Annotated in this window: 20 protein-coding genes and 1 riboswitch; of the genes, 14 read left to right on the top strand and 6 right to left on the bottom strand. The window is 47.8% G+C overall.

Annotated elements, in window-relative coordinates; translation table 11 throughout:
* The first annotated feature begins 7 nt into the window (after positions 1–7).
* Both BBR47_RS28285 and BBR47_RS28280 read left to right on the top strand, forming a co-directional pair.
* Positions 8–847 (top strand): Cof-type HAD-IIB family hydrolase, encoded by an 840-nt coding sequence (locus BBR47_RS28285; RefSeq protein ID WP_015893825.1) that lies wholly within the window; start codon positions 8–10, stop codon positions 845–847.
* A 39-nt stretch (positions 848–886) separates the two neighbouring features.
* Positions 887–1,150 carry an HPr family phosphocarrier protein gene (locus BBR47_RS28280; protein WP_015893824.1) on the top strand — a complete coding sequence of 88 codons (264 nt, stop codon included), beginning with the start codon at positions 887–889 and terminating at the stop codon, positions 1,148–1,150.
* Positions 1,151–1,215: 65 nt separating this feature from the next.
* On the opposite strand, the gene BBR47_RS28275 is transcribed toward BBR47_RS28280, so the two are convergent.
* Together BBR47_RS28275 and BBR47_RS28270 are read right to left on the bottom strand one after the other, a co-directional pair.
* The gene (locus BBR47_RS28275; protein ID WP_015893823.1) at positions 1,216–3,369 is read right to left on the bottom strand and encodes a sensor histidine kinase; all 2,154 of its coding nucleotides are present in this window, start codon (positions 3,367–3,369) and stop codon (positions 1,216–1,218) included.
* Positions 3,347–4,039, bottom strand: coding sequence for a response regulator transcription factor (locus BBR47_RS28270; RefSeq protein ID WP_015893822.1), 693 nt, complete (start codon positions 4,037–4,039; stop codon positions 3,347–3,349). The genes BBR47_RS28275 and BBR47_RS28270 overlap by 23 nt, the downstream gene beginning before the upstream one ends.
* A gap of 174 nt (positions 4,040–4,213) precedes the next feature.
* On the opposite strand from BBR47_RS28270, the gene BBR47_RS28265 reads away from it, so the two are divergent.
* Positions 4,214–4,834 (top strand): class I SAM-dependent methyltransferase, encoded by a 621-nt coding sequence (locus tag BBR47_RS28265; RefSeq protein WP_173362212.1) that lies wholly within the window; start codon positions 4,214–4,216, stop codon positions 4,832–4,834.
* A 19-nt stretch (positions 4,835–4,853) separates the two neighbouring features.
* Positions 4,854–6,587 carry a DEAD/DEAH box helicase gene (locus BBR47_RS28260; protein ID WP_041749717.1) on the top strand — a complete coding sequence of 578 codons (1,734 nt, stop codon included), beginning with the start codon at positions 4,854–4,856 and terminating at the stop codon, positions 6,585–6,587.
* Positions 6,588–6,643: 56 nt separating this feature from the next.
* Here the strand turns inward: BBR47_RS28260 and BBR47_RS28255 are convergent, their stop codons facing one another.
* Both BBR47_RS28255 and adh read right to left on the bottom strand, forming a co-directional pair.
* Complete coding sequence (locus tag BBR47_RS28255) at positions 6,644–6,994, bottom strand: DUF779 domain-containing protein (RefSeq protein ID WP_015893819.1); 351 nt, start codon at positions 6,992–6,994, stop codon at positions 6,644–6,646.
* Between the two features lie 3 nt (positions 6,995–6,997).
* Positions 6,998–8,518: an aldehyde dehydrogenase gene (gene adh, locus BBR47_RS28250; protein ID WP_015893818.1), complete on the bottom strand. Its 1,521-nt coding sequence runs from the start codon at positions 8,516–8,518 to the stop codon at positions 6,998–7,000.
* A gap of 298 nt (positions 8,519–8,816) precedes the next feature.
* On the opposite strand from adh, the gene BBR47_RS28245 reads away from it, so the two are divergent.
* The gene (locus BBR47_RS28245; protein WP_015893816.1) at positions 8,817–10,550 is read left to right on the top strand and encodes a sigma-54-dependent Fis family transcriptional regulator; all 1,734 of its coding nucleotides are present in this window, start codon (positions 8,817–8,819) and stop codon (positions 10,548–10,550) included.
* A gap of 498 nt (positions 10,551–11,048) precedes the next feature.
* On the opposite strand, the gene BBR47_RS28240 is transcribed toward BBR47_RS28245, so the two are convergent.
* Entirely contained in the window at positions 11,049–12,113 is a 1,065-nt protein-coding gene (locus tag BBR47_RS28240; protein WP_015893815.1) for a hypothetical protein, read from the bottom strand.
* 44 nt (positions 12,114–12,157) lie between these two features.
* Positions 12,158–12,307, bottom strand: a complete 150-nt coding sequence (locus tag BBR47_RS31710; protein WP_231850635.1) for a helix-turn-helix domain-containing protein — start codon at positions 12,305–12,307, stop codon at positions 12,158–12,160.
* Positions 12,308–12,562: 255 nt separating this feature from the next.
* On the opposite strand from BBR47_RS31710, the gene BBR47_RS28235 reads away from it, so the two are divergent.
* The 9 genes from BBR47_RS28235 to BBR47_RS28195 all read left to right on the top strand — a co-directional run bounded on the left by BBR47_RS28235 (position 12,563) and on the right by BBR47_RS28195 (position 23,995).
* Positions 12,563–13,411 (top strand): DUF6973 domain-containing protein, encoded by an 849-nt coding sequence (locus BBR47_RS28235; RefSeq protein WP_015893813.1) that lies wholly within the window; start codon positions 12,563–12,565, stop codon positions 13,409–13,411.
* Positions 13,412–13,471: 60 nt separating this feature from the next.
* Positions 13,472–13,702: a hypothetical protein gene (locus BBR47_RS28230; RefSeq protein WP_041749716.1), complete on the top strand. Its 231-nt coding sequence runs from the start codon at positions 13,472–13,474 to the stop codon at positions 13,700–13,702.
* A gap of 478 nt (positions 13,703–14,180) precedes the next feature.
* Positions 14,181–15,257, top strand: a complete 1,077-nt coding sequence (locus BBR47_RS28225) for a tartrate dehydrogenase (RefSeq protein ID WP_041749715.1) — start codon at positions 14,181–14,183, stop codon at positions 15,255–15,257.
* A gap of 20 nt (positions 15,258–15,277) precedes the next feature.
* Positions 15,278–16,702 carry an aldehyde dehydrogenase family protein gene (locus BBR47_RS28220; RefSeq protein ID WP_015893811.1) on the top strand — a complete coding sequence of 475 codons (1,425 nt, stop codon included), beginning with the start codon at positions 15,278–15,280 and terminating at the stop codon, positions 16,700–16,702.
* Positions 16,699–17,469, top strand: a complete 771-nt coding sequence (locus tag BBR47_RS28215; RefSeq protein WP_015893810.1) for an SDR family oxidoreductase — start codon at positions 16,699–16,701, stop codon at positions 17,467–17,469. Before BBR47_RS28220 ends, BBR47_RS28215 begins: the two co-directional genes overlap by 4 nt.
* A gap of 123 nt (positions 17,470–17,592) precedes the next feature.
* Positions 17,593–18,957 carry an FAD-binding oxidoreductase gene (locus tag BBR47_RS28210; protein WP_015893809.1) on the top strand — a complete coding sequence of 455 codons (1,365 nt, stop codon included), beginning with the start codon at positions 17,593–17,595 and terminating at the stop codon, positions 18,955–18,957.
* A gap of 155 nt (positions 18,958–19,112) precedes the next feature.
* Positions 19,113–20,741 (top strand): formate--tetrahydrofolate ligase, encoded by a 1,629-nt coding sequence (locus tag BBR47_RS28205; RefSeq protein WP_041749714.1) that lies wholly within the window; start codon positions 19,113–19,115, stop codon positions 20,739–20,741.
* A gap of 135 nt (positions 20,742–20,876) precedes the next feature.
* A riboswitch (cyclic di-GMP riboswitch) is annotated at positions 20,877–20,977 on the top strand.
* A gap of 72 nt (positions 20,978–21,049) precedes the next feature.
* Positions 21,050–23,023 carry a methyl-accepting chemotaxis protein gene (locus tag BBR47_RS28200; protein WP_015893807.1) on the top strand — a complete coding sequence of 658 codons (1,974 nt, stop codon included), beginning with the start codon at positions 21,050–21,052 and terminating at the stop codon, positions 23,021–23,023.
* 114 nt (positions 23,024–23,137) lie between these two features.
* Positions 23,138–23,995 (top strand): transporter substrate-binding domain-containing protein, encoded by an 858-nt coding sequence (locus BBR47_RS28195; RefSeq protein WP_015893806.1) that lies wholly within the window; start codon positions 23,138–23,140, stop codon positions 23,993–23,995.
* Positions 23,996–24,005: the final 10 nt, after the last annotated feature.

Genomic DNA, 24,005 nt, shown 5'->3' with positions numbered 1-24,005 from the left:
AACTCGTGTGAAATACAAACTCCTCGCCTTGGATGTGGACGGAACGATTTTGATGTCGAACCACACCTTATCCAAAGTAACAGAGCGGGCCATTACCCAGTTAGTGCAGCAAGGAGTCCACGTCACACTGGCAACCGGCAGGGCATACCCATCGGCCAAATCGTTGGCGCAGCAGTTCCGGATCAGCGCACCGCTTGTTTCCCATGATGGCGCATACGTCGCAGATCCCAAGACGGATCAGGTGCTGTATGTACAGCGTATTCCGCATGAGATAGCGGCGAGGATTACAGATATACTCGTATCGCATGGCCTGGATGTCATGTTGCTGCATGAGGCTTATGCTGTCACGAATCGCACCTGGAAGTTGACGGATTTGTTTCCGCTGTTAAATGCCTGGACACTGCGCCAGCTCTGGAAAAATCAATACCCGCTCAAAATCCAGGCTTCGCGGTTGATAGCCGGATACGTTCGAAAACATGAGGTGTGTGCTCCGAAAATATTCGTCACGGGAGACGAGAAGCGTCTGTTGGAAGCAAGACAAGAGCTTGAGAAAGCCGAGCTTTCGGGGATTCGCGTGACGGCATCAGGTGCGAATAATTTGGAAATATTGCCTGTGGGCATCTCCAAAGCAAGTGGTCTTGCGGTAGTGAGTGAGAGGCTTGCGATTCAGCCAGACGAGATCGTTGCTGTAGGAGACAACTACAATGATGCAGAGATGCTCCAATTCGCCGGAATGGGTGTGGCGATGGGCAATGCTCCTGATGACCTGAAACAGCTGGCTCGGCATGTCACGGAAACGAATGATCGGCATGGGGTGGCAGAAGTCATCGAGAAGTTTTTCTTGTGAGAGGATTGCATGTACAAGGACAGGAAGGGAGGCGTGAAATTGATCCGAATGAATCTGGAAGTAGCCGTGAGTGGAGGTCTCCATGCTCGCCCTGCTTCTGTCTTGGTGAATCTGCTCAATCAATACAGCTCGTCAGTCAAGATGATCTACAATGACAAGCAGGCTAATGGCAAAAGCATCCTCAGCGTAATGGCTCTGGGGGCAAAGACCGGAGATGAAATTATGTTTGAGGTGGAGGGGGCCGATGAGCAAGAAGTGGCTGCCAGTATTGCGGCCCTATTTGAAAGGAACTTTGCCATCTAACAGAGATAAAACCACGTAATAAAGCCAGTGCCTGACGATCGGGCACTGGCTTTCCTATTTGATCCTTACACGTGCTTGCGGAATACGACCGTGACTTTGAAGTAATCGCCATCAATATCGATAGACAGCCTGCCGCCTTGCAGCTCTACGATGCTTTTTGCGATAGCCAAGCCGAGGCCAGAGCCTTCGGTATGACGGGATTGGTCAGCCCGCTTGAACCGTTCAAACAGTTCCTGTGCATCAAAGTCGATTTCGTAGGCGGAGACATTTTTGAACGTCAGGATAACCTCGTCCTCTGTCTCTGCCAAATGAATCAGGACGCGCGTGTTTGGCATGGAATACTTCAGGGCGTTGCCGATCAGATTCTCGAATACACGCCATGTTTTCTTGCCATCCAGAGGAGCGACGATCTTCGGCTGTTCCGTCGTTACGCGGAAAGTGAGCGTCGATTGGTCGATTTTGTCACTGAATTCAGCGATGGATTGGTTGAGCAGGGACGCTACATTCACTTGCTCGATATTCAGCTCAACCGCGCCGCTGGACATTTTGGCTGCGTCAAACAGGTCATCGATGAGGACGCGCAGTCGATCTGCTTTTCGATCCAAGACATCGACGTAGCTCTTGCGTTCCTCAGAAGTCAAATCTTCCTGCTTGAGCAGGGTAACGTAGTTGATAATCGACGTCAGCGGTGTTTTTAAATCATGAGAAACATTGGTGATCAATTCGGATTTCATGCGCTCGCTTTTCATCTGCTCTTCCATCGCGTGCTTGAGTCCCATTGTGATGTTGTTGAGAGAGTGCGCGAGATCAGATAACTTCCCTTTTTTTACCTTTTGGATCGTAGTGTTCAGATTACCTCCAGCCATTTCGGAGGCACCTCGCATGATGCGGTTCATCAGTCCCAAGCGTCTAAGCGCGTATGGGAAAACCACGGTCATGTAAAACATGCCATACAAAAAGCTGAGAATCAGTAAGCCACCAGAACTTTCGATTAAGGCGACGAATCCGAAACCGATACTCATTCCGAACATGACAGTCAGGATGAACAACGTGGATACTTTAAAGAACATGCCGCGATTGGCATAGCTTTCTTGAAGAAGGACACGTTGTCTGGCGAAAATACTCTTTTGCCACTGCTGCGTAAATCTCTCAGGTTGGTTGTACATAAGCCATGCCTCCATAAATTGTAGAAGCAGGTAAGCAGTAAACAACGAAACGAACGCAAGGGTGAAGAAATGCTCCCCATCAATTGGCAAGAAGAAAAAGCGCATGTTCGCGATCATAATGAGATACGTGATGCCAAGTATGAACGACAGTACCATCCGAATATCCAACGGGATAAAGCGGACCAGTGCCAGGCTTTTCACTACTATCGGTACTTCTAACGTTTTGCTAACTGGCAAATACCAGTAGCAGAGTGCGAGGATGAGCAGAGTGCCCCCGAGCAGGACTAACTCGCCAATCAGTCGATCCCGAATGGAATCATAGTAAAGGGCATCTGTATGGATCTGACTATATCCGTCTGGGTCTTTTGGGACATAAAAGATACCACTAAGTTGATTCAGTTGATAAGTGCGATTGATGCTTTCCAAATCCCCGATCGTATTAGGGAGGTTAATTGTATAGCGCGCATATCGGGCCAGTTCCCATTCTGTAGGTTCTTGCGCGAGATTGGTGTAAACTTTGTTGTTCTTTTTATCGGTGACATAGTATTTGAAGGAGCCGCTTCGCAAGGTGAGGCTGTTTTTTTGTTCCTCGTACTCGGCATCTTTTTCGGCGATTCTGTTGTTCACCTGCTCCTGATAATGCAACGTTGCTTTCGCGATGTCTTCTTGCATGCTTTGTGAATATTCTTCGGTTAATTGGGCGACTTTCTCGTTGTCCCCCTCACTTTTTGCTTGTTTTATCCGATCTAAGAACTGGTTATCTTCCTTAATCGATCGGAGGGTTTCCTCATGCTCTTTTTTTAGCTGGTTCGCTGTCTTCTCGTCGAGCTTTCCTGGAGTGTAGCCTGTATAATCTACATGAACCTTTTTCACCAGCTCGGCAAATGTCTCTAATTCACGATTGAAGCCTGAGCTTTGAAAATAATTATTCTCTTGGAGATTCTCGCGCTTATGGTACAGATCGGCCATCGTTAGGAGAGCAAGCGAAATACTCACGATCATAACAACGAGCACGGGCACCGCAAAGCGTTTATTTTTCGATTTTGTATCCAATTCCCCATACCACCTTCAAATATTTAGGTTCCTTCGGGTTGATCTCTATTTTTTCCCGAATGCGTCTCACGTGGACAGCCACCGTGTTTTCCGCGTTCATATAAGGCTCTCTCCAGACCCGTTCATAAATTTCCTCTATAGAAAAAACGCGGCCCTTGTTTTCCATCAACAGCTCCAGGATCTTGTATTCGGTAGCCGTCAGCCTGACCTCGTTGCCGTCAATTGCTACATTTTTTGTACTCTTGTTCAAGGTCAAGCCGCGCACCTGAATCTCATCCTCTGTTATTTGAGCGCTTCCCAGATTGGTAAAACGTCTTAACTGAGATTTGACCCTGGCGATGAGCTCCAAGGGATTAAAAGGCTTCGTCACATAGTCATCGGCACCGATGTTTAGCCCGAGAATTTTATCGGTATCCTCTGACTTGGCAGACAGCATGATGATCGGGATGTTTTTTTTCTGGCGAATTTGAAAGGTGGCGGTCATTCCGTCCATTTTTGGCATCATGATGTCCATCAGGATGAGCTGGATATCTTCGCGTTCCAGTACGTCCAGCGCTTCCTGTCCATTACTAGCCTTGAATACGGTCATGGATTCATTTTTGAGATAGATTTCGATTGCGTCGCGGATTTCTTCCTCGTCGTCGACTACGAGGACTTGATATTTGGTCATGATTCGTCCCACCTTATGAATGCATTCATGGTACTATCTTAACGCCCAGCTCTAACAAAACAGTAATGAAATGTCTTACAAATTTCTTAATAAACCCCGTTCAGGAAATGCTAGCTGATAGGATCAAGCCGATAAATAAGGTAAGATGTGAGGAAGAATAAGAGAAAATTGGTGATGGCTTTGCTGGAATGGACAGGGGAGAGAATCATCCCCAAGCTGTTAAAACCTACGAATGGCATGCTGCTGGAGCATATAGCCAGATATTATTTTGCCGCACCTTATGTAAAAGGTCGAGTACTGGATATCGCTTGCGGTACCGGCTACGGATGTCATATGATCGCAAAGGATCGAAAACGAGAGCTGACAGAACTGATCGGTGTCGACAACGATGAGGCGACGATCTTTTATGCCAATCGGGAATACAACCATCAAAAGATTACGTATCAGCAGGGTGACGCGCTTGATCCAGCGCTTCCGGAGCAATTGGGGTTGTTTGATACGATTTTGAGCTTTGAGACCATTGAGCATGTCGCAGACGATTTGCTGTTTATGGATAACTTGTATCGGATGCTGAAACCAGGTGGTACGCTCGTGCTGTCCAGTCCATTTGGCAGAGGGCGGGGTATGCAGACGAGTGAGCCCTTCCATGTTCATCAGCTGACGGCGGAAGAGTTCGCGGAGCTGTTTGTACGCTATTCTGACGTGGATATGTACTATCAGAGAGGCGTTACCTTTGAAAAAACACCTCGCGATGGCGTACGGTACTTTATCGGCATGGCAGTATGTACGAAATAATAACGGATTTGATTTATGAATGGAGATGGCGAAACTGGCTGATTTTTTGAGATTGGGAATACATAAGGAACTGATAGATGCTCTGCAAGCAAACGGGATTACCGAGCCTACACCGATTCAGGAAAAAGCAATTCCTGTTGTGCTGGAAGGAAAAGATGTAATCGCGCAAGCACAGACGGGAACCGGGAAGACACTCGCATTTGTCCTGCCGATCTTGGAAAACGCGGATCCACAAGCGACGCATGTTCAGGCGTTGATTCTTACTCCTACGCGGGAGCTTGCCTTGCAAATTACGGCAGAGGTAAAGAAGCTGACGGAAAAGCTGGAAGACATTCAAGTACTCGCAGTTTATGGGGGACAAGATGTCAATCAGCAACTGAGAAAGCTGAAAGGAAAAATACATGTGGTCATCGCGACACCGGGTCGTTTGCTGGATCATCTGCGAAGAGGGACGATCGATTTATCGCAGGTTTCGATGTTTGTCCTAGATGAGGCGGACCAAATGCTTCATATGGGTTTTTTGCCTGAGGTAGAAGATATTATGGCAAACACGCCTTTTGAAAAACAAACCTTGCTGTTTTCGGCCACCATGTCAGAGCAGGTGCAAGCACTTGCGAAGCGCTTTATGCAAAAGCCGGAAAACATCAAAGTGCAGGGCAAGCGAATTACGTTAGATGATATTCGCCAAATTGCAGTGGAGACCACGGATCGTGCGAAGCAAGCTACGCTGTGCAGTCTGCTGGATGAACAACGGCCGTTTCTGGCCGTGATCTTTTGCCGAACAAAGCGCAGAGCCAGTAAGTTAAATGCGGAGCTGCAAGGTCTCGATTATATGTCTGACGAGCTACACGGCGATTTGTCACAGGCGAAGCGCGAGGATGTTATGAAGCGATTCCGCGAGGCTAGGATTCAGTACTTGGTCGCAACGGATGTGGCAGCGCGTGGGCTTGATGTCGAGGGAGTCACGCACGTTTTCAATTATGATATCCCGGAAGATGTGGACAGCTATATACACCGGATTGGCAGAACGGGGCGAGCCAAGGAAAAAGGGACCGCTTTTACCTTGGTAACGGCGAAGGATTGGGGACAGCTAAGAGAGATTGAACAAGGGATCAATCTGTCTCTGGAGCGGCGTGAAATGGATCGCGGGGAACCGGGCGATCAGAAAAAGCAAAAGCCTGAGAGGGAGCGAGCCGAGAAAGCAGATCGGCAAGGGGATAAGCAGGGAAGAGGGAAAGGAAAGTCAGCTGAGGGAAGGGAGCAAGGTTCTAGGGGGCGTCGTGATGGAGATGGACGACGCCAAGCAAAAGGTGGAGGTTCTGAGCGTAATTCAGGGAAACGTGAACGTGTAGAGGGTCGCTTTGAGGGCAAGGCAAAGGGCAGAGACCATACAGCAGGCGGGTTCGAGCGCAAGCCAAAGGACGGAAGCCGAGCAACAACAGGTGGCTTTGAGTACAAACCAAAGAACGGTAACCGAGCAACAATAGGTGGCTTTGATCGCAAGCCAAAGGATGGTAACCGAGCAGCAGGTGGCTTCGATCGCAAGCCAAAGGATGGTAACCGAGCAGCAGGCGGTACTGGACATAAGCCGAAGGAAGGAAACCGTGCAGCAAGCGGTTTTGATCGCAAGTCTAGCGGCTCTAGCAAGAAGCCAGTATCTGCACAACGCAGTTCCGCCCGTCCGAATGCAAAACCAGGCAAAAGGACAAGCTCTGCTCCTGCAAATCGTACCTCTCGCAAAAAATCGAGATAGCTATCCAAGCAAAAAAGACCGTTCCAGCCAGTAAAAAGGCAGGAGCGGTCTTCCTTTTATTCTGGTTCCATGTCTGGAAATACCCGTGAACGTGTGAGGAAGCGTACTCCCTCAGATCCTTCCAGCGAAAACATTCCGCCACGCCCATTCACGACGTCAATGATGAGCTGCGTATGCTTCCAATACTCATACTGAGCTTTGCCCATGTAGAACGGGCAGCCACCGATCTCGCCTAAAAGAACGTCCTGCTCACCCACGAGAAATTCACCGAGCGGGTAACACATAGGGGAGCTGCCATCGCAGCAGCCCCCTGACTGGTGAAACATCAGGTCACCGTGTTTGGCGCGAAGCCGTTCAATTAGTGCCAGTGCAGCATCTGTCGCGAGCACTTTTTCTGGCTGGCTCATTGATCAAAAGAAGCCCAGAGCTTGATCGCTGTAGCTGACCAGCAGGTTTTTCGTTTGTTGATAGTGAGACAGCATCATTTTGTGTGTCTCGCGGCCGATACCGGACATTTTATAGCCGCCAAACGCTGCGTGAGCCGGATAAGCATGGTAGCAGTTGGTCCATACGCGACCAGCCTGGATTTCGCGGCCCATGCGGTAGGCTGTGTTCGTGTCGCGTGTCCATACACCAGCACCCAAGCCATACAGCGTATCATTTGCCATAGCGAGCGCTTCTTCTGTATCCTTGAAGGTCGTTACGGAGACGACTGGACCGAAGATTTCCTCTTGGAAGATACGCATCTTGTTGTGGCCTTTAAAGACAGTTGGCTGGATGTAGTAGCCGCCCTCGAGTTCACCTGCAAGCTGTGCACGAGCGCCTCCAATCAGGCATTCGGCTCCTTCTTGTTTGCCGATATCCAGGTAGGAGAGGATTTTTTCTACCTGCTCCAAGGAAGCCTGTGCGCCGATCATTGTATCTGTATCGAGCGGATTTCCTTGCTTGATATTGGCTACGCGTTGCAGGGCACGCTCCATGAATTGGTCGTAAATGCTTTCGTGAATGAGCGCGCGGGATGGGCATGTGCAAACCTCGCCTTGGTTGAGCGCAAACAGTACGAATCCTTCAATGGCTTTGTTAAAGAAGGCATCGTCATTTGCAGCTACATCCGAGAAGAAGATGTTTGGCGATTTTCCGCCCAGCTCCAGCGTCACCGGAATGATATTTTGGGAAGCGTATTGCATGATCAAGCGCCCTGTCGTCGTTTCACCTGTAAAAGCGATTTTCGCGATGCGGTTGCTTGAAGCGAGCGGTTTACCCGCTTCCAGACCAAAGCCGTTCACGACGTTGACGACGCCAGGAGGGAGCAGGTCGCCGATCAGCTCCATCAGCACCAAGATGGATGCAGGTGTTTGCTCCGCTGGCTTGAGGACGACGCAGTTGCCCGCAGCCAAGGCTGGAGCCAGCTTCCATGTAGCCATGAGGAGCGGGAAGTTCCAGGGAATAATTTGACCAACGACACCGAGTGGCTCATGGAAATGATAAGCGACCGTATCGTTATCGATTTCGGCGAGTGTACTTTCTTGCGCGCGGATCGCTCCGGCGAAGTAGCGGAAATGGTCAATTGCCAGCGGGATGTCGGCAGCGAGTGTTTCACGAACGGGCTTGCCATTTTCCCACGTCTCTGCGTTTGCCAGCATCTCCAGATTTGCTTCCATCCGATCCGCGATTTTTAACAACATATTTGCGCGCTGTGCAACAGAGGTACGACCCCACGCGTCTTTTGCCTCATGGGCAGCGTCCAGTGCCAGCTCAATATCTTCGGCTGTCGAGCGGGCTACCTCGCAAAAGACCTTGCCTGTTACAGGTGATACGTTTTCGAAATACTCACCTTTTACTGGCGGAACCCAATTACCCCCGATGTAGTTTTCATAACGATTTTTGAAAGTCACCTTAGAACCGGCTTGACCGGGCTGAGCATAGATCATTGCGAGCGCCTCCTCATTTATCACATATTTCTTTACAGCCCTCTCTAAAAGCAAGTCTCGTACCAACGTGAAAAAGCTCGAAATGACAGCGTTTTCCTGCGTGGATCAAGGTAGAAATTGTTCCATAATGGATCATGCCATGTTCCGTATTGGGACAAAAGGGTGGATACTGTCGGAAAATGACCGATGACGGCTAGCAACCAGACGGCAAATGTGCTCGTGGTTCGACTGGTTTTTTCTATAGCAAAGACTCTCATGTTATACTGAGGGGGAATGATTTTTGGGGGAGGGAATCGTGTTGTCGACGATTGTTCAGCAATCTTGGAAGCGCTGTCAGGAATCGAACCTCAAGGCTACGGAGAAGACCAATGATCAAATCATTTCTGCCCGACGAATCAAAGAAATCATTCAGGATAATCACCCTCTGATTCGTGAGAGTCTCCCGCTTTTTAACAAGCTTGCTCCCTTTTTGTTATCGACAGAGCACATCGCACTCTTGTCTGACCGGGAAGGCAATATTATTCAAACGATCGGGGACCCGGTCTTTGCCAACCAGGCACAAAAAGTACAGCTGCAAATTGGAGCGAACTGGACAGAAAACTACAAAGGAACCAATGCGATTGGGACAGCGCTGATTGCACAGCAGCCGATTCAGGTACAGGGAGAGCAACACTACTTCTTGGAAAATCGCTTTCTTACATGCTCAGCGGCACCTATTTTTTCACCTGCGGGTGAGCTGTTAGGCATCATTGACATTAGTACGCGTAAAGAATATTCCCATCCGTTTGCCCTAACCATTGCTTGCATGATCGCAGAGGCTCTGCAAAATCGCTTTTTGTTAACAGATGCGGAGCGCGTGATTGCCTTACCAACTCTATCCCGCCCAGGAGATGGTCGAGGGAAGCTGGCGCTCGTCGGCTTGGATCGGGACGAGCGTATCGTGGGCCTAAATGAGGCCTCGCAACAGCAGCTCGGAAAGGAAGCCTTGGGAACAAGAGTAAGTGCGGAGCAAGAACGTGCTGGCCGTCATGTGAAAGATCATCGCCCGCGTTTTTGGTCTGCGGCACCCAACGTACAGCTGAAGCCGTTTCCGCGTCTAGCTGGTTCATGCCCACTCTTCTTGCAGGCAAAGATGCTCGGACAAAAGGCGGCGCAGGTAGATTTTCCTGTGATCATTTTGGGGGAGAGCGGTACGGGAAAAGAGCTGTTCGCTCAAATGGTCCATGAGACAGGGCCGCGTGCGCATGAGCCCTTTATCGCAGTGAATTGCAGTTCGATTCCAGAAAATTTAATCGAGAGCGAATTGTTTGGATATGAAAGTGGATCATTCACGGGAGCACATCGGGAAGGAAGAATCGGAAAGTTTGAAGCGGCGAAAAAAGGCACGATCTTTTTGGATGAGATCGGGGATATGTCTTTGCGTGCGCAAGCGGCACTTTTGCGCGTTTTGCAGGAAAAGGTCGTCACCCCGGTGGGGAGCAATCAATCCCGCCCAATTTATGCGCGGATCATAGCCGCTACGCATCGAAACCTGTCAGAGGAGATCAAGGCGGGACGTTTTCGGGCTGACCTCTACTACCGGCTCAAAGGAGTCTCCATACATTTGCCGTCGTTGAAAAAGCGCAGTGATATCATCCAGGTGGCGGAGCATCTATTGCAGCAGATCGACACAGAACAACCGTACATACTAACCACGGAGGCAAAGGATAAGCTGCGTGCTTATTCGTGGCCGGGCAATATCCGGGAACTGCAAGGTGTTCTGATTCAAGCGGTGTTTTTGGCAGAGGGGGACATCATTGATTGCGATCACATCCAGCTGGAGGGATTGATGGAAGCCGATCCGCCTGAGTCTTCGGATCATGCTATTCCTTCCTTGCGTGAAACAGAGAGAATAGCAATCAAAAAGGCGCTCGAGAAAAGTGGCGGTAATGTCAGTAAAGCGGCCAAAATGCTGGAAATTGGACGAAATACCTTGTACCGCAAAATAGAAGAATACCAGATTGGAGCACCGATTAATCAGGAAGAGTCATAATGGGGTACATCCGAGATACGAGTAATTCTGGGTCACACACTTACAAAAAATGGTGATTGCATCTATTTGGAGCAATTTCAAAAAGCATGTTTTTTGAGGGCGACCGCCAACATTTTAACGGAAATATACGCTAAAGACGTTAAGCCGTATAAAAAGCCGATTTCTATTACTCTAAGCGAATGACCGCTAAACATCATTATCGGTCATCAGCATGCCAGAAAACGGCAAGTTACGTCCGCTAAGGTCATCAGGAACGACGAAAATACATGTCCGCTAATGCTAAGCGTATAAATCGGTCAAACTGTTGGCGCTACCCCTTTGAACACAAAAAAATCCGACCGGAGTCGGGAGCAAATAGGCTTACCATGGGTCAGGATAGTGTTTTGCAATCGGAGGTTCTTTACTTAACGTATCTACCCCAACTGGTACGACCAATAACGCGGATAAAATACATAAAGACATCATCAACTTTTTCACGAGTATCACCCCCTTGCGGGTTTAGGTATTATGTACAGTATACAATATTTCCATTTTTTGGAGTATGCTGAAAGGTAAATTTTCCTTTTTATCTGTATAGTACTCAAATATATACCCAATGCTTTTAATCGCTTCTTCCAATTTCATCATTTTCTTATAATACATAGCACTTTCTAATAAACTGGCACACCCCATATCTAAATCACCTTTTTCAATGTAAAAATTCCCTTTTGCGCGAAAATATAAACCTAGATGAGTACATTGGTTCGGTGTACCAACGTTAGTCGGCAAAAATGAAGATTCTGACTCAAAAATATCTACGACCCCCAACTCATCACCTAATCTTATATAAATATCCAGCAGATCATTTACCACTGGTAACTTTTCGTTTTGCGGGCGCATGTGCAAGCAATCTAATAATAATGGTACTGCCTTTTCAATATCATCCGTAGTCTTTGCGTATAGTATAGCTCGAAGATATTGAGATTCTTTCTGTACATTTAAACAATCTAATTGTTCATACGCATCCAAATATACTTTAGCAAGAATATAGTCCCTTAACTCAATGTAAGCGATGATAATAGCTAGGTACGCTTTTGCTGTCAGCTCATCTCGCTTATGATCTTCATTAATACCTTTCTTACATAGATGAATGCACTCTTCATGACATCTTCGAAATAACGCATGCGAACCCAACTTATAGTAAGTCATAACCCTTTCATCCACGTGTAGATACGAAATATAGTGCAATAACTCCATACCTTCTATATACGACTCGTCCAATTTTTTAAAGCTATCACGTTGAATAAGATATTTCTGATATAACGACCTGGCTAAAAATACAGGAATACCATGTTCGCGCGAATACTGAGAAATCACACCATATATTAAAAATCGAAATTCTATATTTTCCGTGTTTCCCGCCAATTGATAAAGATAATCTAACGAAAGAAACGTGTTGCTCTTAGGGCATTCTAATAGCTTAGATGCGATTTTTTGCGTAAGAACGGCATTCCCCTGATTAATCGCCGTTTCCAGCAATAATTCAAACGTTTTAGTCCTTTTAATCTTATCTAAATATGGCATAACCGCCTCGTACAAAGATATATCTAGCGTTTCAGCTAATCGAATTACATTCCGCATTTTGGCAAAGTGAGAGAGTCTGTTTCGATCTTACTGATCGTGCCAGAGGATATGTCTGTTTTTATAGATAACTCCGCTAAAGTCAGCCCCGCCTCCTCTCGATACCTTTTCAAAACGCAGCCAAACGACGATCTCATTTCCGCCACAACCACAGCTATTAACCCCCAATGCAATTTCCTATTTATGGATAATACTATAACACGTAATTCTATCGAAAAAATAATTTTTCCAGTTTTTCTATATTTTCTGTAAAAGGGAAGTAAGGTAATTTTTAGAAACCATGTTACAATTTGGATAAACCATTAAGGAGGAGGGAGTTTTCACAACGGGCAATGCCCATTATAGTCAGAAGCGTAAAGATGTAGAAACATGAAAAGAGGGATAGAGAAGCTATGAAGAAATTTAAAAGAGTACTAGTGCCTTTTGTCGTGTTCTCATTATTAGTTGCTCCAGTGTCAGTCTTGACGCCAGCATCTGCTAAAAGTACAGAGAAAATAGCTGAAAGTATTGCCGAGGAGAAAAAGAAATACGAAAAATCTTATGAGAAAGTTGACTTTAGATTTTCAGAAAAAATTTTAGAAGAGTTGACTCAATATGAAAAGGATCACCCAAAAGCGACTGAAGATGAAATTAATGAACATTTTTTGGAACTGTGCGAAATATACAACAAGGATAACAAAAATATAAAGAACCTGGCTCCAAGCTCTGATGGTGATTGGGATGATTTCTATGATTATGCTGATGGAGTAGTTACACTGAATCCAAAAGAGCAGGCGTTGTATGATCAATCGCCGTCAAAAGGATTTAAAGCTCTTATGGCAGGGAAAGGGGCATGGAATTATACAGAACTAGCTTTCGGTAGAAATGATACTGATGAAGAATCAGATGCTTTTCGACATGCACTATGGAATATGTGGATAGTATGGGCAGTGAATGATAGTTGGGCAGAAAAGTGGACGAGTGCACACGAAGATGGTGCTTCCTATCAAAACAAAAAATCTTTAACATATAAAATGGATATGCACAATAATGAAGAAGGACGATACAAAGCAGCACAAGAGGGGATAGACAGTGATAGCAGTCGTTCTGACGTTAAAATTGCGATTGATGAGTTATACAAAAGCGGAAAGCTTAAAAAAATTAATAAACCGAACATTAAAAAAGAGAGTACCTGGACACTAGAAAGATTTACAGGTAAAGAAGAGGATTATGTAGATCAAGATCTTCCACCTATTACGTAAGAAAAAAGAGAATCAGGAATAATCATTCCTGATTCTCCTTTTTGAAAGAAGGTGATATTTATGAAGAATAAATTAACCGTGTCTTTGACTGCAACAGCAATAGTTGTGGTGCTAGTATTTGGATTTTTATATGTGGGGACTGGAAACGAATACTATAGAATTTCTGATGGACCATCTTCAGAGCAGATAGAAGCTTTAAAGAGTAATAAAATTGATTATATGATCAAAGAAGACGGATCTTTATGGATAAGAAGAAGTGATGAATTGAAAGTAGCACAATGTTGTACATAGTTATGTTGAGTAACCAAAATGAGAGATACAACAGCAACCGGATTTATAAATGGTTGCTGTTTCTTTTCCATCAAAGGAAAGCTGTAGCACATCTAGGGGGACAGCCGAGATACGAGTAATTTTGGGTCGCAAGCTTACAGCAATTGTCATCTTTCTAATGCAGTTTGTGGCATGGCAGGAGAATTCGATAAAATCATCATTTGGAAATAAAAGTAAGGCTATGACCCATTTTTGCATGTATCTCGGCTGTACCCGATAATGGATGAAACGATATAGCTTGGCCTGAACAAATGTTGCAATGTGTGTTGCAACATTTTGTTGCGTTGTCTTGCAATGTCACCATTCGAGTGATGCATGGAGTGGAACGGATGGAAGACTTTTATCCGGTCAGGGTGCAGGATACGGAGCTTGGCATTAATCATGCAAGTGGAAAGTGTGGTATGAAGTCGAAAAATTTAGATTTTTAGGAGGGAGACCGTTGCTACACTATTCCATTGCAGTAATTCCAGGAGACGGAATCGGACCCGAGGTCATGGAAGAAGGTCTGAAGGTGTTGGGAGCCATAGAAGAGAGTCACGGCGGCATTCGGTTTGCCCGTGATGTCATGGATTGGAACTGTAGCTATTATCTTCAACACGGCAAAATGATGCCGGAGAATGGACTCCACATTTTAAAAGACTATGATTTGATCCTGCTAGGTGCAATCGGTGCGCCCGAGGTTCCTGACCATGTCTCTGTGTGGGAGTTAATTTTGCCTATACGCAGGGCATTCCAGCAGTATGTGAACCTTCGTCCGGTCAAGCTGCTCAAAGGTCTGGAAAGTCCTCTTCGCTATAAGGACCATGCCGATCTCGATTTCGTCGTGGTGCGGGAGAATACAGAGGGTGAGTACTCCAATATGGGCGGGCGGATGCACCAGGGTACACCGTACGAAATGGCGGTGCAAAACAACGTATTTACCCGGTATGGCACTGAGCGCATCCTCAAGTACGCTTACGCACTCGCGGAAAAGCGTTCGAAAAAGAGCGTGACCGCAGCAACGAAGTCCAATGGCATCAACCATTCCATGCCGTTCTGGGATGAGATCGTCAAGGAAGTCAGTCAGGAATACCCGGGTATCCAGACCAATCTGTATCATATCGACGCACTCGCTGCCTATTTCATCACGCGACCAGAAACGTTTGATGTCGTTGTCGCGAGCAACTTGTTTGGAGACATTTTGACTGATCTCGGGGCGGCAATCGTCGGTGGGTTGGGCTTGGCCCCTTCCGCGAATATCAATCCGGAGCGCAAGTATCCCTCCATGTTTGAGCCCATTCACGGCTCTGCGCCGGATATCGCGAGCAAAGGAATCGCCAATCCGATCGCACAAGTATGGAGCCTCGCCATGATGATGGATCATCTCGATCTACCAGAGCTCAGTACTGTCATCATGAACGCTATCGAAAACGTGCTGCAAGATGGGGAGGTGCTTACTCCTGATCTTGGGGGGACGGCGACCACAAAAGAATTGGGGGACGAAATCGTTCGCCACATCTATCAAACAACGAGATAAATATAAGGGAGGAAGAGGACATGGAAGCGAGATCGTATGATTTGTACATCGGTGGAGAATGGGTGAGAACCGAGAGCTACATCCCCGTCCTTCACAAATACACCGGTGAGTGCATCGCGCGTATTGCCAAGGCTTGTCAGCAGCATGTAACAGAAGCGGTGGAAGCGGCGTGGGAGACGTTTAAGGCGGACAAATTAACACCTTTTCAACGATACCAAATCTTGCTGAAAGCCTCTGAGCTCATGGAGGACCGCCGGGACGAGATGGAGCGATCCTTGATTCGCGAAGTGGGAAAAACGCGCAAGGACGCGAGGAATGAGCTGGATCGGACGATCAATACACTGCGCTTGTCGGCAGAGGAAGCCAAGAAAATTCACGGGGAAATGATTCCGCTGCAAGCAACGGAAGGCTCGGAAAACCGTCTGGGCTTTACCATTCGGGTCCCAAAAGGAGTAATCGGTGCTATTACGCCGTTTAACTATCCCTTGCTGCTCAGTACACATAAGATCGCGCCAGCGCTTGCCGCGGGCAATACGCTGGTCGTTAAGCCAGCTACAGTCACGCCTATCGCAACCTTTCTGTTGGTGGAGATCCTGGAGGAAGCGGGCATGCCAAAGGGCTACGTCAATATCGTGACAGGGGCAGGCAGTCAGGTAGGGGAATGGCTGCTGGACGAAGAACGCATCGCCATGTACACCTTTACCGGGTCAGGAGAAGTTGGTCGCCGCATCAAGGAACGAAGTGGCATGCGTCCCGTTGCACTGGAGCTAGGCAACAACTCTCCTAATATCGTGCATCTCGATGCAGATTTGGAGTTAGCAGCCCGCCAAACAGCCTCCCGCAGCTTTCACAATGCGGGTCAGGCGTGCATTGCTGTTCAGCGCATTTACGTGCATGAATCGGTTATGCAGGCGTTCAGTGACTTGTATATCTCGCATGTCCATCAGTTGAAGGTAGGGAACCCGGAGGACCCGGAGACGGATGTCGGACCGATGATCAGTGAAAAAGAAGCGAGCCGCACAGAGGAATGGGTACAGGAAGCGATTAGCCAAGGGGCCAGATCGCTTTTGCCTGTCAAACGGGAGGGTGCTCTTTTCTATCCGGCTGTGTTGGTGGATACAAGGCCAGAGATGAAGGTGGTTTGCCGGGAAGTGTTCGCACCCGTCGTCACGATCATTCCGTACAGTGACCTTGAAGATGCTTTTACCCAAGCCAACGATTCGGAGTACGGCTTACAGGCAGGGATTTTTACCCGTGATTTAAACGTCGCGATGAAAGCGGCACGCGTGCTGGAGTACGGTGGCGTGGTGATCAACGACGTTTCGACCTACCGCAATGACGTCATGCCATACGGCGGAATCAAAAACAGCGGACTGGGCAAGGAAGGTCCGCGTTACGCAGTCGAAGAGATGACGGAAGAGCGAATGGTGGTGATCAACCTATGAGCGGTCAACTTTTGCAAGAAAAAACGGCGATTGTAACAGGGGCTGCCTCAGGAATGGGCAAGGCCATTGCGAAGCTTTTTGCAGACGAGGGAGCCAACGTCATCCTGGCTGATTTGAACAAAGAAGCGGCAGTATCAGTCGCCCAAGAGCTGCCACAAGGGAAAGGTCATGCGGTACAAACAGATGTGGCAGACGATACGAGTGTCGCTGCACTTGTGAAGGAGACGCTCGAAGCGTACGGCTCGATCGATGTCCTGGTCAATTGCGCGGGTGTTCCCCAAGCGTTTACCCCCATTGAGGAGCTGACCTTGGAGCAATGGGATCGCATCCTGTCTGTGAACACGAAGTCGATCTTTTTGACGACAAGGTATGCGGTCCCCCACATGAAGGAGAAGGGGAAAGGCAGCATCATCAACATCGCTTCGATTGCCGGGATCAGAGCCCGTCCGGGGCTGAATGCGTACTGCGCGTCCAAGGGGGCCGCTATCATGTTGAGCAAGGCATTGGCGATTGAGCTCGCTCCTTTTCAAATCCGGGTCAATGTCATCAATCCAGGGCCGGCAGAGACGCCGATGCTGGGTAAGTTTATCAATGGAGATGAAGCGGAAGTTGAAGCCGGGAAAAAAGATATTTTCATCAGCAGTGTTCCATTGGGCATGTTGATTCAGCCAGAGGATATCGCGCAGGCGGCTCTCTATTTGGCTACTGATCTATCCAAAATTGTCACGGGCGAGGTCATGAATGTAGACGGTGGAAGGGGGATCTAGTAAAGTGAGATGAATTCTCCTATTATTCAAAAAATGGGATCAACAGGTGGAACAATCTCACCTACATACCTGAAATTAGCTTATTCCTTGTTAACTTGAGCAAGTAACGGAGGGGGAACCAACGTGGATTACAAGCAAGCGTTAGTGGGATTGCTGGGGGAAGAACGAGTATCGACCAACCCCACAATACTGGAGCATCACAGCCATGATGAATCGTACCATACCCCGCATCTTCCCGATGTGGTCGTGTTTCCGCAGACGGCAGAGGAAGTCAGCCAAATCATGAAGCTGGCAAACAAAAAGCGCATTGCGGTAACGCCGTTTGGCATGGGAAGCAGTCTGGAAGGCCATGCGATACCTTATGCGGGCGGAATCAGCATGGATTTTTCCTTGATGAACCAAGTGCGGGAGGTGCGACCGAAGGATTTCCTCGTGAGAGTCCAGCCAGGTGTGACACGCACCCAGCTCAATAAAGAGTTGAAAAAGCACGGATTGTTTTTCTCCGTTGATCCTGGCGCGGACGCGACTTTGGGTGGGATGGCTGCTACAAACGCCAGTGGAACGACTTCTGTTCGCTATGGCGTGATGCGTGATCAGGTTCGCGATCTGGAAGTGGTGACGGCAGACGGACGTATCATCCGTACAGGGAGCATGACAGCCAAGTCCTCCTCAGGCTACCATCTTACTGGGCTGTTTGTCGGGTCGGAGGGAACGCTTGGTGTATTCACAGAGCTGACCTTGCGTGTTTACGGCATCCCTGAAGCGACAACGGCGGCGCGTGCCAGCTTCCCTTCTGTTCAGGATGCTGTCGATACCGTCGTAGATATTCTCGGAGCGGGTATTCAAGTAGCGCGAATCGAACTGGTTGATGAACGTTCCATCCAACAAGTGAATCTGTACAAAGAAACGAGCTACCCGGAAGCACCAACGCTGTTTATCGAGTTCCACGGCAGTGAACAAGGGCTCGCGTATGATATCGACTTCGCGCAGAACATCGCCGATGGACATGGCTGCACACAGTTTCTCTTTGAAACCGATTCAAAAGCGAGGGCGCAGCTCTGGGACGCTCGTCATAACCTGGCGTATGCCTTTGTGCACAAATCCCCCGGGAAAAAGCTGATGGTGACAGATGTTTGCTTGCCGATTTCCGAGCTGGCAGAAGCCGTTGTGGACGCCCGGCAAGCCATTGATCGCGCTGGGCTGGATGGAGCGATTGCAGGGCATGTCGGGGATGGGAACTATCACGCCATCCTAATGATCGACCTGAATGACCCCGAAGAAGTTGCGCGTGCCGAGGAAGTAAATGCCCATCTGGTGGAGTACGCATTGAGTCGGGGAGGAACCTGCACAGGCGAACATGGTGTGGGAGTGGGGAAAATCAAATACCAGCGCAAGGAACATGGAGAAGCACTGGACGTTATGCAAGCCATGAAGCATGTGCTGGACCCGAACGGCATCTTGAATCCGGGAAAAATTTTCGGGAAATAACAGAGGGCCTGCATTCTGAACGTTTGTCGGAATGTGGGCTTTTTCTTTTGAGTAATGTGTCGAAGAGGAGAGGAGAAAGGATGATTATGCAGAATGTAGAAGATTGGTAACTGGTGCATTACAGCATTACATTCTGGTGTGGCAGGGAGGCAAGTATGAAGTCTATTGTTGAAATTGCCAAAAGTGCAGGTATCGAAGAACAGCATTTGGAGCTATACGGAAAATATAAAGCCAAACTATCAGATGAACTATGGGAGCAAGTGAAGGATCGCCCTGATGGCAAACTGATTCTTGTTACAGCGATGAACCCCAATCCGGCGGGAGCAGGCAAGACGCTCACGACGATTGGTCTGTCACAAGCATTAAATCATCTCGGGAAGAAAACAATGGCAGCACTTCGCGAGCCGTCCTTGGGTCCTTGCATGGGGATCAAAGGAGGCGCAACTGGAAGCGGCCAGGCACAAATTCTCCCGGCTGATGAAATTAACCTGCATTTTACAGGGGACATTCATGCGATTACAGCTGCACATAACTTGTTGGCAGCGATGATCGACAATCATATTTTCCATGGCAATCCGCGCGGACTCAATCCAAAGAAAATCGTCTGGAAACGAGCTATGGACATGAACGACCGCGCACTGCGAAACATCGTGGTTGGTCTGGGTGAGGGTAATGGAATGACACGTGAGGATGGCTTCATGATTACGACCGCGTCGGAAATCATGGCGATCTTATGCTTGAGTGAGAATCTAGCAGACTTGCGCGAGCGGTTGAACCGTATCATTATTGGCTACGATTTCAATGATCAGCCTGTACGGGCAGAAGAAATCAACGCGGTTGATGCGATGTGTGTTCTCTTGAAGGAAGCCATCAAGCCCAATCTCGTACAGACAATCGAGGGAACCCCGGTCATCATTCACGGCGGACCTTTTGCCAATATCGCACATGGGTGCAGCAGTGTGATCGGAACCAAAATGGCTTTGAAGCTGGCAGATTACGTCGTAACAGAGGCTGGATTTGGTGCCGATTTGGGGGCCGAGAAGTTTTTTGACATCAAGTGCAGAAAAGCAGGTCTGACTCCATCGGCTGCTGTCGTGGTCATTACGGTTCGTTCGTTGAAATACAACGGCGGGGTAAAAGTACCTGACTTGGCAGTGGAGAACTTGTCTGCTTTGGAAAAAGGCTTCGAAAACGTCAAGCGACATCTGGAAAACTTACAGAAGTTCGGTGTGCCAGCAGTGGTGGCCATCAATCATTTTGCGACAGATACCCAAGCAGAGATTGATGCTGTCATTGCACTGTGCCAAGCGGCTGGAGCCGAAGCAGCGCTCTCTAAAGTGTGGGCAGAAGGAGGAGCAGGCGGTGTCGAGCTGGCTGAAAAAGTAATTCGAGCAGCAGAGCTGCCTTCGTCCTTCCGATTCTTGTATGAGGAAGACCTCAGCATTAAAGACAAGATTGAGACTGTCGTGAAAGAAGTATACCGTGGATCAGGAGTTGTCTTTTCGCCGTTGGCATTAAAAACGATGCAAAAGGTAGAAGAAATGGGCATGTCCCATCTGCCTGTGTGCATGGCGAAAACACCGTACTCTTTTACGGATCGCGCTGATCTGTTGGGGGCACCTGTAGACTTCACGATTCATGTGAGCGAAGTGCGCATATCAGCAGGAGCTGGTTTCATCGTGGCACTGACCGGAAGCTTGGTTACCATGCCAGGCCTCCCGAAAAAGCCGGCTGCGGAATCGTTATTTGTAGACGAGGATGGCCACGTGATTGGATTAAGCTAATCAAAAAGTGTGACAAAAAGCTGACAGCTGTAAAAGGTTGTCAGCTTTTTTTCCATTTTGAGGTTTATTGGCGGAAAGTTATGGGAAATGAAAGGTGAGATTGAAAAAAAGTGAACTTAATTGAAAAACAACAAGGAATGACAAAGGCAAACTTGCTGAAAGGCAGGGACGCAAAGCCACGGGTCTAAGGACGAAGGTCAAATGACTTTCGCAGCTAGGACAGCCGGGTTGCCATACCGTAGTCATGATGGGCTGTCGGTGGGCAGTCTTTTTTTTGTTGAAAAAAGAGAAGGGAGAAGGGATTCGGTATGAAAAATAGTTTGAAGAATAAGCTAATTATCGTTTTATGCCTGCTGTTGGTGATAAGTTTGGGTACGGTTTGCGGTGCAAGCTATTGGAGTGCTTCCAACCTTTTGGCAAACAGTCTGGACAAAGAAGCTGAGCTGTCAGCTAGCAATCTCTCGATTCGTATCGATGGTTTCTTTCAAGAGAAAATTGAGATTGTAAGAGCGATAGGAGGGTTGATGTCGGCAGATCAAAATGTCGAACAAGACCTGAAACTCATTCAAGAAGCCCAAAAGAAAAACCCCGAGTTTGAGACGTTCTTCTTTTCGCATGACTTAAGCGGTAAGAAAGTGATCAATTTCAAGGGTGAAGTGACCGACATCTCAGATCGTCCGCATATTAAGGAAGCCAGCAAAGGGGAAGGGAAGGTTGTTGTCTCTGAGCCAGTCGTTTCGAAGCGGACAGGGAATAACATCGTGACACTGGTCGTTCCATTGATGAAGGACAACCGTCAATACGGTTACATCGGTTCTACGATTCCAATCAATGAGATCCAAAAAAAGGTGTCTGAAGAGAAATTCGGCGAATTAGGTTACGCCTTTTTAGTAAGCAAAACAGGAACATTTATTTATCATCCGAATAGCGAGTACATTCTGAAGGAATCCATTCTCAATATGGGGATTCTTCAACTTCAGACTGCTTTTGAAGATATCAAGCAAGGGAATCATGGAATCGCCCAATACGAATACGAGAATACAGAGCGATTTGCTTCCTATGCGCCAACCAATTTGAACTGGGGGGTATACATCACTGCACCCGTAGCGGAGCTGCATGCACCTGTCGATCAACTGTTAGTCCGATTGACGATTATTTCCCTCATCGTATTGGGGCTTGGGGTTGTCCTCGTTTATTTCTTGGCTGTACGCATGGTGAAACCAATTGAGCGTCTGAATCACGCAGTAAATGTAGTGGCGCAGGGGAACTTGAAAGAGACCGTAACGGTTGACGGAAAAGACGAGATTGCGGTTCTGTCCCGTGACTTTAACCAGACGGTATCACACTTGAAAAATTTGATCGAAGACGTATCACTGTCGTCTGATCAAGTTCAGCGTTTTAGTCAGGAAGTATCCGAAGGCATTAAACAAGCGACGGAAAACATCAACCAAATCGGCTTGTCTATCGAACAGATTTCTGAGGGAGCAGAGGCGCAGGCATCCAGCTCGCAGGAAATCGCATTGTCGATGACTGACATGGCAGCAGGCATCGTGAAAATCGCGGAGACGTCTGCACATGTTTCTGAGGCTGCCCAGATCGCGACGGAGCAGGCTGAGCAAGGGACTGCTGTGGTAGAGCAGGCAGTTCGCCAGATGGGAAGCATTGGGGAGGGAACTTCGAAGGCGACTGTAGCCATCGAGCAGCTCAACAATCGCTCCAAAGAAATCGAAGGCATTCTCGATACGATTAGTCAGTTGACCTCGCAAATCAATTTGCTTGCCTTGAACGCTTCGATTGAGGCAGCACGTGCTGGCGAGCATGGACGTGGGTTTGCTGTAGTTGCTGGTGAAGTGAAAAAACTGGCGAACCAATCCGAGGAATCCGCATCGAAAATTGCAATGCTGATCGGGGAAATCCAGCAGGATACTCATCACGCGGTAGAGGTTATGACCGAGGGTAACCAAAACGCACAGCAAGGTATCCAACTGGTCGAAGAGGTTCGCGAAATCTTCGAGCATATTTTGGAATCTTCCCGGAACGTTGCCGCGCACATTTTGGAAGTATCCGCAGCATCTGAGCAAATGTCAGCAGGCTCCCAACAGGTGAGTGCTTCTGTAGACGAAATGCATACCATTGCAAAGCATGCTTCACTCGACGCGCAAACAGTGGCAAGGGCAACCGAAGAGCAGCTTCAAGCCATCCAAGAAATTGGCAAGTCTGTCGAGCATTTGAACGCAGTGGCGGAAGAATTACAGCAAGGAATCGGCAGGTTTACGGTATAAGAAGCAGCTCATCTGATTGTAAGTCCTCTTTTTGAAAGGGGGGATGCCATTAGGGGATGATGGAGTTTGTTTCTATAACTAAATTCATTACCGTTTAACAGGAGGAGAACCCAGATGAAAAAAATCACACAAACAATCTTGGCGAGCACACTCGCTGCAACTATGCTCATGACATCAGGAACAGGTGCTTTTGCCGCAACAGCGGTTAAGCCTGTCCAAACTGTAGCGGCTGAAGCTGCTAAAAAACCACAAGTGAAGAAGTTTGAGTCTCGTTTGGACGAAATCATTGCGAGAGGCTACATCCTCGTAGGTACTCCAGGCGACTACAAACCGTTTACATATTTGAATCCGAAAACAAACCAATTCGAAGGTTACGATATCGATGCGATGAAGGAATTCGCAAAAAGCCTGGGAGTAGAGGCGCGTTTTGTCCAAACCTCTTGGCCGACACTGATGGATGATTTGTTGGCAAATAAATTCGATATTGCTGTCGGAGGCGTTACGCGCAACACAGACCGTCAGAAAAAAGCGCATATGAGCGATCCTTATATTATGTTCGGTAAAGCTCCACTCATCCGTGCAGAAGACAAAGACAAGTACAAGAGTGTAGCAGACATCAACAAGCCAGAGGTGCGCATTGGTGTGAATCCAGGCGGAACCAACGAAAAATTCGTTCGTGAGCACCTGACAAAAGCAACTGTGACGGTTGAACAAAACAACCTCGACATTCCTGGTCTGGTAGCAAGCGGTAAATACGATGTGATGATCACGGATACGCTGGAAGCGCTTGTATATTCCAAAGCAGATTCCCGTCTGTACGCTGCTCTGACCGACAACCCGTTCACAAAGAGTGAAAAAGCGTACATGATTCACCGCGGAGATGCGATTTTCGCTAACTACTTGGATCTGTGGATGGATGAAATGAAACTGCAAGGAAAGTTTGATGAGCTTTACAACAAATGGGTAAAATAGTCGAATAACA

This window comes from Brevibacillus brevis NBRC 100599 (assembly GCF_000010165.1).
In the GTDB taxonomy this organism is placed as follows: Bacteria; Bacillota; Bacilli; order Brevibacillales; family Brevibacillaceae; genus Brevibacillus; species Brevibacillus brevis_D.
The sequence above is the reverse complement of the archived record's forward strand: the minus strand, read 5'-3'. Positions and strand labels throughout refer to the sequence as shown.

Excerpts from the sequence above, each read along its gene's own strand:
- BBR47_RS28240 (WP_015893815.1), bottom strand. The coding sequence starts at position 12,113 with ATGCCATATTTAGATAAGATTAAAAGGACTAAAACGTTTGAATTATTG.
- BBR47_RS28270 (WP_015893822.1), bottom strand. The coding sequence starts at position 4,039 with ATGACCAAATATCAAGTCCTCGTAGTCGACGACGAGGAAGAAATCCGC.
- BBR47_RS28195 (WP_015893806.1), top strand. The coding sequence starts at position 23,138 with ATGAAAAAAATCACACAAACAATCTTGGCGAGCACACTCGCTGCAACT.
- BBR47_RS28215 (WP_015893810.1), top strand. The coding sequence starts at position 16,699 with ATGAGCGGTCAACTTTTGCAAGAAAAAACGGCGATTGTAACAGGGGCT.
- BBR47_RS31710 (WP_231850635.1), bottom strand. The coding sequence starts at position 12,307 with ATGAGATCGTCGTTTGGCTGCGTTTTGAAAAGGTATCGAGAGGAGGCG.
- BBR47_RS28200 (WP_015893807.1), top strand. The coding sequence starts at position 21,050 with ATGAAAAATAGTTTGAAGAATAAGCTAATTATCGTTTTATGCCTGCTG.
- BBR47_RS28265 (WP_173362212.1), top strand. The coding sequence starts at position 4,214 with ATGGCTTTGCTGGAATGGACAGGGGAGAGAATCATCCCCAAGCTGTTA.
- adh (WP_015893818.1), bottom strand. The coding sequence starts at position 8,518 with ATGATCTATGCTCAGCCCGGTCAAGCCGGTTCTAAGGTGACTTTCAAA.
- BBR47_RS28235 (WP_015893813.1), top strand. The coding sequence starts at position 12,563 with ATGAAGAAATTTAAAAGAGTACTAGTGCCTTTTGTCGTGTTCTCATTA.
- BBR47_RS28260 (WP_041749717.1), top strand. The coding sequence starts at position 4,854 with ATGGAGATGGCGAAACTGGCTGATTTTTTGAGATTGGGAATACATAAG.
- BBR47_RS28255 (WP_015893819.1), bottom strand. The coding sequence starts at position 6,994 with ATGAGCCAGCCAGAAAAAGTGCTCGCGACAGATGCTGCACTGGCACTA.
- BBR47_RS28205 (WP_041749714.1), top strand. The coding sequence starts at position 19,113 with ATGAAGTCTATTGTTGAAATTGCCAAAAGTGCAGGTATCGAAGAACAG.
- BBR47_RS28220 (WP_015893811.1), top strand. The coding sequence starts at position 15,278 with ATGGAAGCGAGATCGTATGATTTGTACATCGGTGGAGAATGGGTGAGA.
- BBR47_RS28230 (WP_041749716.1), top strand. The coding sequence starts at position 13,472 with ATGAAGAATAAATTAACCGTGTCTTTGACTGCAACAGCAATAGTTGTG.